Genomic DNA, 12,828 nt, shown 5'->3' on the forward strand with positions numbered 1-12,828 from the left:
CCTTCTCGGACAATAGGGTCGCGACGGCTCCACGTCGTCGCGCTTGCCGTCACTGGACGCTAGGTCCAGAACTGCGCGGTTTCGATGATGTTCCGGTACGCCCAATCGTACACGTCGGAGTACCAACCCGTCTCCGGCACGAAGCACAGCAGCGCGCTGTACAAAACCGAAACGGTCACCAACGTCAACAGCACCTTCATAAGCAGGTTCTGCGTGGTGGTGCCCGGGGTTAGGTTCTCGTTCACGATAAAGACCAGCAGCACCACGGCTGCCAAGAACATGAAGCTGAAGTCGGCGAAGTAACGCTGCAGGATGCCCGCCATCTGGGCATCGGCAACCGCTACGATGACGCCGCCGAAAAGCAGTACGATAATCACGCCCGCTATGGTGCGCGTCGAGCGCTGGCTGATGCGCAGCTGCAAGATGCGCTTCGCGAACGGAAGCACCCACAAGACGGGCAGGCACGCCAGGATGCCGCCGAACGTGGCTTCCTTGATGGTTTGCCCCATGTACGTGGTGTCGAACGGCGCAGCTTGCAGATACGGAAACACGCCCGTCACGCTAGGGGGTTGCAGGAAATACGCGAACAGCGCCGGCGCCAAACGACCGATGTTCCAACCGCGCTTGGTCATGTCGTTCACGGTAAGGTTGTAGTTGGCCCCGAAGTCGGTGAGCGATCCGAACCGCGCGTAGTTGTATCCCATCAGACCGGCAGCCACCACCAGGTAAGGCCCTATGAGGCAGGCGAACTCGCGCGCGCCCTGCGGCGAGAACAACCGGCGCTTCGTGATGTACGGACGCCAGAACAACGGAAACGCCAGCAAAGACAGCACCAGCAGCTGCGGTCGGCAGCCAGCCACCAGCGCCATGCAAAGCGACCCGAGCAGGTACCATTTCTCCGGACGAGCAGACGCGCGCCCCTTCATCCAGAAGTACAGGCCCCATACCGAGAACGCCAAGCCCAGCGCGATGGGCAGCGAATAGAACGTCGGGAATTTCAGCAGGTAGAGCACCCCGCAGCACATAACCAGGGGAATCTGCAGAAGCAGGTACAAGCCCAAGCTCACCCGCTTGAAATGGTAGCGCGCAAAGCGATCGAGCAGCGCCGAGCACCCAAGCACGAACGCGATCACCGCAATAAGCACGCCGATGGCCGTTGGGAAGTTGGCGCCGGTGAGCAAATAGAACGGCAGATAGAACAGCAGCACCGGAACCACGCCGAAATACACGTAGTAATGCCCGTCATGATAGGCAACGTCGAAGAGGTACTTCTCCCCTGTCTCCTTCTGCGCTTCGTCGCGCGCGCCCTTGTCGTACGGGTCGCTCATGTCCTGCAGCCACTGAGGCGGCTCCTCTTCAAGGTACAGCTGACCGCGCGCCATAGCCTTCGCAAGCTCTGCATACTGCTGCGCGTTGTCGCCGCCCACTTCGAAGGAGTTTACCAGGCTTACGCCGTCCCACGAACCGCTGTTGTAGTCCTTGGTAGCCACGCCGACCAGGTTCGACCCCAGGAAAAGGAATGAGCTGAGCAGACATATCTCGATGGCCACGGTGGCGACGATCACGGCCTTCGACGTGCGCGGCTCGTCGACGATGCGCATGCGGTAGATGGCGGAGCGAGGCCGGAACGCAAATGCAAGAGCCAGCAGCCCCGCAGTGATAATGAAGCGCGTGGTGTTGAAATCGAAAGGATGATGCGCGTTCAAGCACAGATCGGATAGCTTGATGGGATACTGAACCTCATCCCCCACAACTTCAATGCGCAAATTGCCCACGAGGCCCGTGGTATTCAAGTTGATGTATTCGCTCTGATCCGACAACGTGGACACCGCAACGTTGGGAACGCCCACCGTGTACTCGGTCGAATCGAAGTACGTATGGTGCGCCTCGTCGGTAAACTGGATTTTGACGGTCAGTTCCTGAGCGGGCTGGCGGTAATCGAAGTTGAGCCAAATGTTGTGAACCTCGGTATTGAGGTTCGAGAACTCCAACACGTTGTTCACGGCGGTGATCTGGTACTGGTCGTCCGTGGTTTCGCGCAGCTGAAGCTTGTCGTTCAGCGAGATGGTGTTGTACCCGGCGGACGTGAAGTAGTTGATGTTGAACAGAAACGTTTCGAGCAGAAGCGCGATGGCAAGAATAGACAGCACGCTTTTCACTATATGACGAACCGTCGCTCGATGAGAGCGCATGAAGGTGCCGTAAGCGTAGGCTATGTTGCTTCGTACGGTTGGCATGATGAGACAGGATTATAGAGGAAAAAACAACGGATGGGGCAGATCAGGCCCCATCCGTCGGCAATACCACGAGAAAGTCGCGCAGATGTTACAGTTCGAGCGCCTGTTTGACGTCAGCGTAGACGACATCGGCATCGCGATCGCCGTCGATGGACACCAGCAGATCGCAGCCGCGGTAGTAGTCGATGAGCGGAGACGTGGACTTCTCGTACACATCCAAGCGGTTGCGCACCGTAGCCTCGTTGTCGTCATCGCGCTGGTACATCTCGCCGGAGCACTTCGGGCAGGAAGCGTCGGTAGCCGTACCGATGTAGCCGCACTCACGGCACATGCGACGCGAGGTCAGGCGCTTCACGATCACCTCGAAATCGACGTCGATAAGCAGGGCGGCGTCAAGCGGGCGCTCCAGCTTGGAAAGCTCGGCGTCAAGCGCAACGGCCTGCGCGGATGTGCGCGGGAAACCGTCCAGGATAAAACCCTTCTCGGTATCGGGATCCTGCAAGCGCTCGGTCACCAGACCGATGATGACCTCGTCGGGCACCAGGTCGCCTGCGTCCATGTAGGACTTAGCCTTCTTGCCCAACGGCGTGCCGGCCTTCACGGCCGCGCGCAGCATGTCGCCCGTCGAGATGTGCGGCGTACCGAACTCTTCGACCAGCTTGGCAGCCTGCGTTCCCTTGCCAGCGCCCGGCGCGCCCAACAACACGATGTTCATGATGTGATTTCCTTTCGACTTACAATCGATGCGCCGTATTGTACCAAACCGCTTAGAGAGCTGCGCATATTTCAACAGAAAGACAGGTTGCCGGTTCTCAACAATCTGGCAACCTGTCATCAGCGTCGGGCTGTCGAGCATTTTCACCCGTGCCCCAGCGAAACTTCGAGCGTTCTTGAAGCTCGGGTGCTCGCGGGTCGAACCGCAAGACGCTTGCGCGCGAAAAACCGCTCCCGCTGGCAGGTTCTGACGGTTTGGGGTCGTTTGACCCGACAAGACGAACGCCCGAGGAAGTGCGATGCGACGGCCCAACGCTGTGACCAGGCAAAACAGAAAATAGGGAAAACGGCAGCGCGAGCAGGGCGCACTGCAGCGACCTCAAACCGTCAGAACCTGCCAGCGGGAGCGGTTTTTCGTGCACAAGGGGCGGTTGCATGCGGGACGGTTGCATGCAGGGCGGTTGCATGCAGGGCGGTCGCATGCAGGGCGGTCGCATGCGACTCGACGGCAGTTGGCAGCGGGCGGCGAGCTGTCTGCAGCGGGCGACAAGCATCGTGCATCGTGCATCGAAATCTTGTACAAACCCCGTACACGAGAGAGGGGCTGCAACAAAAAACGCCCCGGCCAAACATCTGACCGGGGCGTTTATCTTGCAAGAACGGACTACTTGAAGAAGCCGTCGTAGTTGTGCATCTTCAACTGACTCTCCACCTTGTTCATAGTGTCGAGAGCAACGCCGATCATGATGAGGATCGACGTGCCGCCGAACGCCTGAACCAGCGTGTTGCCCGTGAAGTGGAAGATAATCGTAGGCACCACTGCGATGACCGCGATGAAGATGCCGCCCGGCAACGTCACGCGATGCAGCACGTTCTTAATGTACGTAACCGTAGCGGAACCGGGACGCACGCCCGGAATGAAGCCGCCCTGCTTGCGCAGATTGTCGGCCGTCTCGTCCGGGTTGAACACCATCGAGGTGTAGAAATACGCGAAGAACACGATCAGCAGCACCGTCAGGATCCAGTTCACCCAGCCAGACGAGATGGCGTCGGCCACCATGGTCAGCCATTCGACGTTGAAGAGCGCCGCCAGCTGAGCCGGGAAGTAGATCAAGCAGCTTGCGAAGATGATCGGGATAACGCCCGCCGCATTCACCTTCAAGGGAATGTAGGTGGACTGTCCGCCCATCATCTTGCGACCCTGCACGCGCTTGGCGTAGTTCACCGGGATGCGGCGCTGCGCACGCTCCACGAAGATAATCGCAGGAATGCACGCCAGAACCACCAGCACGATAAGCGCCGTTACCGCGATGCCCATGGCCGTATCGGCCGACAGGTTCACCGACGAGAAGATAGCGGAAGGCACGCGGCTCACGATGCTCACGAAGATGATGAGCGACATGCCGTTGCCCACGCCGCGCTGCGTGATAAGCTCGCCCATCCACATGATGAACGCCGTACCCGCCACAAGCGTGAACACAACCAGAATGTCGGTCACGAATTCGGGGATCTCGGTCGAGAACACCACGCCGTACTGAGGAGACTTGAACAGCAGCAGGTAGCCGATGGCGTTGATCAGGCCCAAGCCCAGCGTCAGGTAACGCGTGACCTGCGTGATCTTGCGACGACCGGTCTCGCCCTCCTTCGCCCAACGCCCTACGGCAGGAATGACGCCCTGCATCAACTGCATGATGATCGATGCAGTGATGTAAGGCATGATGCCCAACGAGAACACCGAGAAGTTCGACAACGCGCCTCCGGTGAACAGGTCGAGCATGGTCATGGACACACCCGAATCAGCGAACGAATGCGCGAACTCGTTGAAGGGGATGCCAGGCACCGGCACATACGCGCCGAAACGATACAGCGCGAGGATGCCGAGCGTGAACAAGATCTTCTTGCGCAGCTCAGGTACCTTGAATGCATCGATGATAGAGCTTAGCAAGGCTCTTCGACCTTTCCTCCAGCCGCCTCGATCTTCGCCTTGGCGGAAGCAGACACCTTGTCAACCTTGATCGTCAGGGCCTTCGTGATCTCACCGTCGCCCAGAACCTTCACCAGCGCGTCAGCATGCTTGATAACGCCTTTGGCCTTCAGGCTCTCGCCGTCCACCACGTCGCCAGCCTCGAAGACTTCCTCGAGACGCTTGACGTTGACGGGCAGGTACTCGACATGGTTGATGTTCTTGAAGCCAGGCAGCTTCGGCAGACGACGCGCGAGCGGAGTCTGGCCACCCTCGAAGCCAACGCCCTTGCCGCCGCCGGCACGGGACTTCTGACCGTTCATACCGCGGCCGGACGTCTTGCCGGTACCGGATGCGGGGCCACGGCCAACGCGCTTGCGGGCCTTGCGGGAGCCTTCTGCCGGCTTAAGATCTTTGAGTTCCATGTTGTTTCTCCTTCTGTCGCTTTTCCGGATCGTTCATCCGGTGTTGGCAGCTCGCCGCCAACAAACTTCCAATAACAGCTTGATTGACGCCTCGTATTCTCCCGAAGCGCCAATCAAGCATTGTAGCGCAATGCAGAGCATCCTGCGCGAGGATTTGTTCGCGCAGGATGCAAGTGCGCCGGCCAAGAGCCGACGCACCGTAGTTTAGATCTCTTCAACCTCGACGAGGTGCTTGATCTTGAAGATCATGCCGCGGACGCAATCATTGTCCACCTGCTCGACCGAGCGGTTGATCTTGCCAAGACCGAGGGCGCGCAGCGTGGCACCCTGATCCTTCTTGTAGCCAATGGCGCTCTTGACCTGCGTGATGCGCAGCGTCTTCTTAGCTTCTGCCATTATTTCTGCTCCTTCCAGCCGTAGATCTGAGCAACGGACAGGCCGCGACGCTCAGCAACCTCCTGGGGGCTCTCCATGTTCTTGAGACCCTCGGCGGTGGCCTTGACCACGTTCATGACGTTGTCAGTGCCCAGCGACTTGGTGAGCACGTCGGTCACGCCAGCCAGCTCCATGACGGCACGAGCAGCGCCGCCAGCGATAACGCCGGTACCGGGCGTAGCCGGCTTGATGAGCACGCGACCAGCGCCGAACTCGCCGATGATCTCGTGCGGAAGCGTCTTCTCGGCGGTCAGAGGCACGGTGAACATGTTCTTCTTCGCGTCCTCGACGCCCTTCTTGATGGCGATGGGCACTTCCTGGGACTTGCCCATGCCCACGCCGACGCGACCGTTGCCGTCGCCAACCACCACAAGCGCGGTCAGCGCGAAGCGGCGGCCACCCTTGACGACCTTGGACACGCGGTTGATGTAGACGACGCGCTCCTGGAGCTCGGGGACCGCGGCGTTGTCTTGTTTGTTACGAGCCATAAGACATTTACCCCTTCTAGAATTTCAGGCCTGCTTCGCGAGCAGCATCGGCCAAAGCCTTGATGCGCCCGTGATACAGGTTGCCGCCACGATCGAACACGACCTCCGTAATACCGGCGTCCTGTGCCTTCTTGCCAGCGATCTCGCCCAGGGCAGCAGCGCCCTCGACGGTCGCGCCGCTCTTGCCCGTGGCCTTGAAGTCCGGACCGAGCGTGGAAACGCCGCACAGGGTCTTGCCGGCGACGTCGTCGACGAACTGCACGTAGATGTTGCTGTTGCTGCGCGTAACGCAGAGGCGGGGGCGAACCGGCGTGCCGGAGATCTTCCCGCGCACGCGACGATGGCGGCGAGCCAGCGCAGCTTGCTTTTTCTGAAGCTTCTTCATGATAATCCCTTCGATCAGTTACGCTCGCGCGCCTAGTCCTTGCCAGCCTTGCCAACCTTGCGGCGGACGTGCTCGCCCTCGTAGCGAATGCCCTTGCCCTTGTAGGGTTCCGGCTTACGCCACTTGCGGATGTTCGCCGCCACCTGGCCGACCTGCTCCTTGCTGATACCGGACACGATGATCTCGGTCTGGCTCGGCACCTCGAACGTGATGTTCTCGGGGGCCTCTACCAGCACCGGATGGGAGAATCCCAGCTGCATTTCGAGATCCTTGCCCTTGAGCGCGGCACGGTAGCCAACGCCGACGAGCTGCAGCTTCTTGGAATACCCGTTCGAAACGCCCTCCACCATGTTGGAGACGAGCGTACGCGTAAGACCGTGCAGGCTCTTCGCTTCGCGGCTGTCGTTGGGGCGAGAAACGATGATCTCCTCGCCTTCCTGAACGATGGTCATCATGGGGCTGAACTCGCGTGCGAGCTCGCCCTTCGGGCCCTTCACCGTCACGGCGTTGCCGTCGATGATCACTTCGACGCCGGCAGGAACGGTAACGGGCTGTTTGCCGATACGAGACATATCAAACCTCCCTTTCCTACCAGATGTACGCGACGACTTCGCCGCCGATGCCCTTTTTGCGGGCATCGCGGTCGGTCATCACGCCGTTGCTCGTCGAGATGATGGCAGTGCCGAGGCCGCCGAGGACGCGGGGCAGCTCATCCTTGCCGGCGTAGATGCGCAGACCCGGCTTGGAAATGCGCTTGATGCCGCGGATGGTCTTGGCCTTCTTGTCACCGTACTTGAGCGTGATCTCGAGCGTAGCGCGCGGCTCGCCGTCGATCACGTCATAGCCCTGGACATAGCCCTCTTCCTGCATGATGCGGGCGATCTCGACAAGCTTCTTGCTCGACGGCATGGAAACCGTCGTCTTGCCGGCAGAGTTTGCGTTACGCACGCGCGTAAGCATGTCTGCGATAGGGTCGGTCATGGTCATAGTTGATTTCTCCTTTGGTTCGTGATGAGCCGAGCGGTTCGGTTCGTCGGCGCCCATAACGCCTCCGCCTGAACCGTGGCACACCCATGCGTACCTTTACCTGTGGCTTACCACGAAGCTTTGGTCACGCCGGGCAGTTCGCCTTTGTTGGCCAGCTCGCGCAAGCAGACACGGCACAGGCCGAACTTGCGGTAGTAGGCGCGGGGACGTCCGCAGCGCGTGCAGCGATTGTGCTGGCGCGTCGAGAACTTCGGCTCGCGCTTGGCCTTGGCGACCATCGATTTCTTAGCCATGCAAATCCTTCTTTCTTATATCCAGCCTTCCTGGCTTAATCGGAAGGCTCGAGAGCACGTTTCAACGCAGACCGCCGAACCAGCGGCCTTAGGACGGACAACGAGAGTGTTATTCCTTATCCTTGAACGGGAAGCCCAGCGCATCGAGCAGCGCGAAGGCAGCATCGTTTTCTTCCGCCGTGGTCACGAACGTGATGTCCATGCCGCGCGTACGGTCGACCTTGTCGTAGTCGATCTCGGGGAAGATCAGCTGCTCGGTGATGCCCATCGTGTAGTTGCCGCGACCGTCGAAGCTGGTCGGGGAAATGCCGCGGAAGTCGCGCACACGGGGAAGAGCGGTCGCCAGCAGACGATCCAGGAACTCCCACATGCGGTCGCCGCGCAGCGTGACCTTGCAACCGATAGGCTGGCCCTCGCGCACATGGAAGCCTGCGATGGACTTCTTGGCACGCGTCACGCAGGGCTGCTGGCCCGTGATGATGCGCATGTCGTTCATGGCGGAGTCGAGCAGCTTGTGGTCGCCGGCAGCGGCGCCCACGCCCATGTTCACGACGATCTTCTCAAGACGCGGAACCTTGTTGATGTTGTCGACGCCCAGCTCTTTCTCGAGCTTGGCAACGATCTCGGTGTTGTACTTTTCCTTCAAACGAGGAGCAGTCATGCTTTCAATCCTTTCGATGAATTAAACGCAGGATTTCCGACCCTGCGTCCCTAGCCGAATTCGGCCGGGGCCATAACCTCGGAGGGGCCCGGCGTTGCCGCCGCGGCTCCTCCGTTGCTTATTCTAGTCGATATCCTTGCCGCACTTCTTGCAGACGCGGACTTTCTTGCCCTCGTCGGTGACACGCTTGGACACGCGGGTGGGCTGCTTGCAGGCCGGGCACACCAGCATCACGTTCGACACGTGGATGGGAGCCTCGACGGACGCGATACCGCCCTGGGGGTTCTGCTGCGTCGGACGCAGCGCCTTCTTGACGACGCCGACCTTCTCGACGACCACGCGCTGCTTCTGCGGAAGAGCGTGAAGAACCGTGGATTCCTTGCCCTTGTCCTTGCCGGACAGGACCTTCACCTTATCGCCCTTTTTGATGTTCATGCTATTCATTGGCGCACACCTCCTTAGAGCGTCTCAGGTGCCAGGGACACGATCTTCATGTACTTCTTGTCGCGCAGCTCGCGAGCAACGGGCCCGAAGATACGCGTGCCGCGGGGGGCACCGTTCGTATCGATGAGCACGGCGGCGTTCTGGTCGAACTTGATATAGCTACCGTCGTTGCGGCGCACTTCCTTCTTCACGCGCACGACCACGCAGCGCACCACATCGCCCTTTTTGACGTTGGTGTTCGGCGCCGCTTCTTTGACGCTGCAGATGATGACATCGCCCAGTCCTGCGTAACGGCGCTTAGAGCCGCCCAGGACCTTGATGCACTGCACCTTGCGAGCGCCGGAGTTGTCGGCCACTGCGAGCATGGTTTGCATCTGAATCATTGCTTTAACCTAACTTTCATCTCGGTAGTCTGAAGCGAATATTCGCCCCTGACTACTTGGCCTTCTCGACGATCTTCACCAGACGCCAGCGCTTCATCTTAGACAGCGGACGGGTCTCCATGATCTGGACGGTATCGCCGACGCCAGCCTCGTTGTTCTCGTCGTGGGCGTGGAACTTCTTCGTCGTCGTCATCATCTTGCCGTACACCGGATGCGGCTTGCGCTCCTTGACTAGCACCACGCAGGTCTTGTCGTTCACGGCGCTTACGACGACGCCCTGACGGACCTTACGGGAGTTGCGATCTTCGCTCATGTATATCCAACCTTCCTTACCGACAAGCCTAAGCGTTCAGCTCGCGGGCGCGCATTTCGGTCTGAATGCGTGCGATGTCCTTTTTGACCTGCTTCACGCGGGCGGTGTTGTCAAGCTGGCTCGTAGCCATCTGGAAGCGCAGGTTGAAAAGCTCCGCGCGCGCTTCCTTGAGTTTCGCCTGCAAATCGTCGGCAGACAGCTCACGGATCTCTGCTGCTTTCATTTATTCCTGCCCTTCCGTTTCCTTGGAAACAATCTTGCACTTGATGGGCAACTTGTTGATGGCCAGACGAAGCGCCTCTTTGGCGGTTTCCTCGTCGACGCCGGCGATTTCGAACATGATGCGGCCGGGCTTAACGACCGCGACCCACGCCTCGGGGTTGCCCTTGCCGGAACCCATGCGGGTTTCAGCCGGCTTCTTCGTGATCGGCTTGTCCGGGAAGATGGTGATCCAAACCTTACCGCCACGCTTCATGTGACGGGTCATGGCGATACGAGCGGCCTCGATCTGGCGGTTGGTGATCCAATGAGCCTCAAGCGCCTGGATGCCGTATTCGCCGTGATTCAGGCGGGTACCGCCCTTGGCCTGGCCCTTCATGGAGCCACGCTGCACCTTGCGGTGCTTAACGCGCTTAGGTACGAGCATTTACTTCGCCCTCCTATCGTTACGATCGTTGCGACGGGGACGGCTCGGACGGGAGCTGCCCTCGAGCGCCGGCTGCGGCGCCTTCTGGCCAGGCATCACTTCGCCGTGGTACACCCACACCTGCACGCCGATGGAGCCCATCGTGGTAGCAGCGGTGGCGAAACCGTAGTCGATCTTGGCACGCAGCGTGTGCAGCGGCACGCGACCCTCGCGATACCACTCGCGACGGCTCATCTCAGCGCCGCCCAGACGGCCGGAGCACTGGATACGGATGCCCTTGGCGCCGCTCTTGCGGGCGGACTGAACAGCCTTGCGCATAGCGCGACGGAAGGCAACGCGGCCCACCAGCTGCTCGGCCACGGACTGAGCGATCAGCTCGGCGTCGAGCTCGGGGCGCTTGACCTCGATGACCTCGATGCTGACGGGGCCGTTGGCAACCTTCTCCAGCTTCTTGCGCAGAGAATCGATCTCGGCGCCCTTCTTGCCGATCACAACGCCCGGACGAGCGGTCGTGATGATGATCTTGATCTTGTCGCCGGCGCGCTCGATCTCAACCTTGGAGACGGCGGCACGAGCGAGGTGCTTGTCCAGGAACTTCCTGATGGCCAAGTCGTTTTCCAGGTTCTTGGCGTAATCCTTGTCGGCGTACCAGCGGCTACGCCATTCCTCGGTGATGCCAAGGCGGAACCCGGTGGGGCTTACTTTCTGACCCATGCGGCTTATGCCTCCTCTCGCGGTGCAACGATGATGGTGATGTGGCTCGTGCGCTTGCGAATGCGCGACGCGGAACCCTTAGCGCGCGGACGAATGCGCTTGTACGTGGGGCCTTCGTCGGCGAAGGCCGTCTTCACGACGAGCGTCTCGGGACGCACGTGATGCTGGTTCTCGGCGTTGGCCACAGCGGAGTCGAGCACCTTGGCGACGACCTCGGCGATAGCGCGGTCCGAGAACAGCAGGATCTCGCGAGCAGCAGGCACAGACTTGCCGCGGATCAGATCGATAACGATGCGCGCCTTACGGGGCGAAACGCGGACGTAGCGTGCAGTAGCTTTAGCTTCCATTGTTCACCCCTTCTATTTCTTCTTGCCCTTGTCGGCGGAGTGACCCTTGAACGTGCGGGTCGGGGCGAATTCGCCCAGCTTGTGGCCGACCATGGATTCCGTAACGTATACCGGCACATGCTTGCGGCCATCATGGACGGCGATGGTGTGACCCACCATGTCCGGGAAGATGGTGCTCGAGCGCGACCAGGTCTTGATGACGTTCTTCTCGCCCGCCGCGTTCATTGCCTCGATACGACCGAGAAGGCGCGGTTCAACGAAAGGACCCTTCTTCAAACTTCTACTCACTATTACTCCTTAACGCTTTGCGCTACTTCTTGCGACGGCGGATGATCAAGCGGCTCGAAGCCTTCTTGGGATTGCGGGTGCGATGGCCCTTCGTGGGAACGCCCCACGGAGTGACCGGGTGACGACCAGCGGACTTGTTCTTGCCCTCGCCGCCGCCGTGCGGGTGGTCGACCGGGTTCATGACGGTACCGCGGACGGAGGGACGGATGCCCTTCCAACGGTTGCGGCCGGCCTTGCCGATCTTGATGTTCGAGTGCTCGGCGTTACCCACTTCGCCCACCGTTGCGCGGCAGGTGATGAGCACGCGGCGCATTTCGGAGGAAGGCATGCGCAGGATGGCGTAGTTGCCCTCCTTGCCCATGAGCTGGATGCTGGTACCGGCGGAACGAGCGATAGCCGCGCCCTTGCCCGGCTGCAGCTCAACCGCGTGGATGAGCGTACCGACGGGGATGCTGGCCAGCGGCAAAGCGTTGCCCGGCTTGATGTCAGCCTCAACGCCGCTCATGACCATATCGCCCACGCGCAGCCCCTTCGGGTGCAGGATGTAACGCTTCTCGCCGTCGACGTAGTGCAGCAAAGCGATGCGGGCCGAGCGGTTCGGGTCGTACTCGATGGTAGCGACCTTCGCGGGCACGCCGTCCTTGTTGCGCTTGAAGTCGATGATGCGGTAACGGCGCTTGTTGCCGCCACCCTGGTGACGGGTGGTGATGCGGCCGTAGTTGTTGCGACCTGCCTTGTTAGACAGAGGCGCAAGCAGGGACTTCTCCGGCTTGTCCGTCGTGATCTCGGCAAAATCCGAGACCGTCTGGAAGCGTCGGCCGGGGCTGGTCGGCTTGTACTGTTTGACTCCCATTTCTTTCCTTTCTGCGGGTTATCGCTCGCACGCCTCTCCGTACACCGAAAACCCTTTGTCTCTTCGTGGCTCCGATTGCCTCCGGGAACCTTGGGGAGGCTGGGCCCCCGTGACTCCGGTATGCCACGCGCCCGGGTGTATCCATCAAAGACCAGACGCAACCGAGAATTATACGCAGAATCGAAAGGAGTTTCAAGAAGTATTTCCTGATGGCCATTCGAGGTCCCCCTCGCACACAACCTGAACACAAGG

20 protein-coding genes are annotated in these 12,828 nt (G+C 60.3%); all 20 read right to left on the reverse strand.

Annotated elements, in window-relative coordinates:
- Positions 1-59 precede the first annotated feature (59 nt).
- Positions 60-2,192, reverse strand: a complete 2,133-nt coding sequence (locus ACMNI9_RS10680; RefSeq protein WP_225749428.1) for a cytochrome C oxidase Cbb3 — start codon at positions 2,190-2,192, stop codon at positions 60-62.
- Positions 2,193-2,325: 133 nt separating this feature from the next.
- Positions 2,326-2,952, reverse strand: coding sequence for an adenylate kinase (locus ACMNI9_RS10685; RefSeq protein WP_114567149.1), 627 nt, complete (start codon positions 2,950-2,952; stop codon positions 2,326-2,328).
- Between the two features lie 663 nt (positions 2,953-3,615).
- The gene (secY, locus tag ACMNI9_RS10690; RefSeq protein ID WP_114567148.1) at positions 3,616-4,896 is read right to left on the reverse strand and encodes a preprotein translocase subunit SecY; all 1,281 of its coding nucleotides are present in this window, start codon (positions 4,894-4,896) and stop codon (positions 3,616-3,618) included.
- Positions 4,890-5,339: a 50S ribosomal protein L15 gene (rplO, locus tag ACMNI9_RS10695; RefSeq protein WP_114567147.1), complete on the reverse strand. Its 450-nt coding sequence runs from the start codon at positions 5,337-5,339 to the stop codon at positions 4,890-4,892. The genes secY and rplO overlap by 7 nt, the downstream gene beginning before the upstream one ends.
- Before the next feature lie 204 nt (positions 5,340-5,543).
- Positions 5,544-5,735 (reverse strand): 50S ribosomal protein L30, encoded by a 192-nt coding sequence (gene rpmD, locus ACMNI9_RS10700; protein ID WP_114567146.1) that lies wholly within the window; start codon positions 5,733-5,735, stop codon positions 5,544-5,546.
- On the reverse strand, positions 5,735-6,262 hold the full coding sequence (rpsE, locus tag ACMNI9_RS10705; protein WP_114567145.1) for a 30S ribosomal protein S5: 528 nt from the start codon (positions 6,260-6,262) through the stop codon (positions 5,735-5,737). The genes rpmD and rpsE overlap by 1 nt, the downstream gene beginning before the upstream one ends.
- A 16-nt stretch (positions 6,263-6,278) precedes the next feature.
- On the reverse strand, positions 6,279-6,647 hold the full coding sequence (rplR, locus tag ACMNI9_RS10710) for a 50S ribosomal protein L18 (RefSeq protein WP_114567144.1): 369 nt from the start codon (positions 6,645-6,647) through the stop codon (positions 6,279-6,281).
- A gap of 32 nt (positions 6,648-6,679) precedes the next feature.
- Complete coding sequence (rplF, locus tag ACMNI9_RS10715) at positions 6,680-7,219, reverse strand: 50S ribosomal protein L6 (protein ID WP_114567143.1); 540 nt, start codon at positions 7,217-7,219, stop codon at positions 6,680-6,682.
- A 16-nt stretch (positions 7,220-7,235) separates the two neighbouring features.
- A complete protein-coding gene (gene rpsH, locus ACMNI9_RS10720; protein ID WP_114567142.1) occupies positions 7,236-7,634 on the reverse strand; it encodes a 30S ribosomal protein S8 in 399 nt (132 codons plus the stop codon).
- A 107-nt stretch (positions 7,635-7,741) separates the two neighbouring features.
- Entirely contained in the window at positions 7,742-7,927 is a 186-nt protein-coding gene (locus tag ACMNI9_RS10725) for a type Z 30S ribosomal protein S14 (RefSeq protein WP_009306343.1), read from the reverse strand.
- A gap of 109 nt (positions 7,928-8,036) precedes the next feature.
- Positions 8,037-8,588, reverse strand: coding sequence for a 50S ribosomal protein L5 (gene rplE / locus ACMNI9_RS10730; protein ID WP_114567141.1), 552 nt, complete (start codon positions 8,586-8,588; stop codon positions 8,037-8,039).
- Positions 8,589-8,711: 123 nt separating this feature from the next.
- The gene (rplX, locus tag ACMNI9_RS10735; protein ID WP_181792585.1) at positions 8,712-9,023 is read right to left on the reverse strand and encodes a 50S ribosomal protein L24; all 312 of its coding nucleotides are present in this window, start codon (positions 9,021-9,023) and stop codon (positions 8,712-8,714) included.
- A gap of 23 nt (positions 9,024-9,046) precedes the next feature.
- Positions 9,047-9,415: a 50S ribosomal protein L14 gene (gene rplN / locus ACMNI9_RS10740; RefSeq protein WP_114567139.1), complete on the reverse strand. Its 369-nt coding sequence runs from the start codon at positions 9,413-9,415 to the stop codon at positions 9,047-9,049.
- 52 nt (positions 9,416-9,467) lie between these two features.
- Positions 9,468-9,728 (reverse strand): 30S ribosomal protein S17, encoded by a 261-nt coding sequence (rpsQ, locus tag ACMNI9_RS10745; RefSeq protein WP_114567138.1) that lies wholly within the window; start codon positions 9,726-9,728, stop codon positions 9,468-9,470.
- A gap of 28 nt (positions 9,729-9,756) precedes the next feature.
- On the reverse strand, positions 9,757-9,951 hold the full coding sequence (gene rpmC / locus ACMNI9_RS10750; RefSeq protein ID WP_080803034.1) for a 50S ribosomal protein L29: 195 nt from the start codon (positions 9,949-9,951) through the stop codon (positions 9,757-9,759).
- Positions 9,952-10,374 (reverse strand): 50S ribosomal protein L16, encoded by a 423-nt coding sequence (gene rplP, locus ACMNI9_RS10755; protein ID WP_114567137.1) that lies wholly within the window; start codon positions 10,372-10,374, stop codon positions 9,952-9,954.
- Positions 10,375-11,088 carry a 30S ribosomal protein S3 gene (gene rpsC / locus ACMNI9_RS10760; RefSeq protein ID WP_114567136.1) on the reverse strand — a complete coding sequence of 238 codons (714 nt, stop codon included), beginning with the start codon at positions 11,086-11,088 and terminating at the stop codon, positions 10,375-10,377. It abuts the gene before it with no gap.
- Positions 11,089-11,093: 5 nt separating this feature from the next.
- Positions 11,094-11,435, reverse strand: a complete 342-nt coding sequence (gene rplV, locus ACMNI9_RS10765; protein ID WP_114567135.1) for a 50S ribosomal protein L22 — start codon at positions 11,433-11,435, stop codon at positions 11,094-11,096.
- A gap of 12 nt (positions 11,436-11,447) precedes the next feature.
- A complete protein-coding gene (gene rpsS / locus ACMNI9_RS10770) occupies positions 11,448-11,723 on the reverse strand; it encodes a 30S ribosomal protein S19 (RefSeq protein ID WP_114567134.1) in 276 nt (91 codons plus the stop codon).
- Positions 11,724-11,745: 22 nt separating this feature from the next.
- Entirely contained in the window at positions 11,746-12,576 is an 831-nt protein-coding gene (gene rplB, locus ACMNI9_RS10775; RefSeq protein WP_216529463.1) for a 50S ribosomal protein L2, read from the reverse strand.
- Positions 12,577-12,828: the final 252 nt, after the last annotated feature.

The sequence above is a fragment of the Paraeggerthella sp. genome, from assembly GCF_048427265.1.
GTDB classification, from domain to species: Bacteria; Actinomycetota; Coriobacteriia; order Coriobacteriales; family Eggerthellaceae; genus Paraeggerthella; species Paraeggerthella hominis.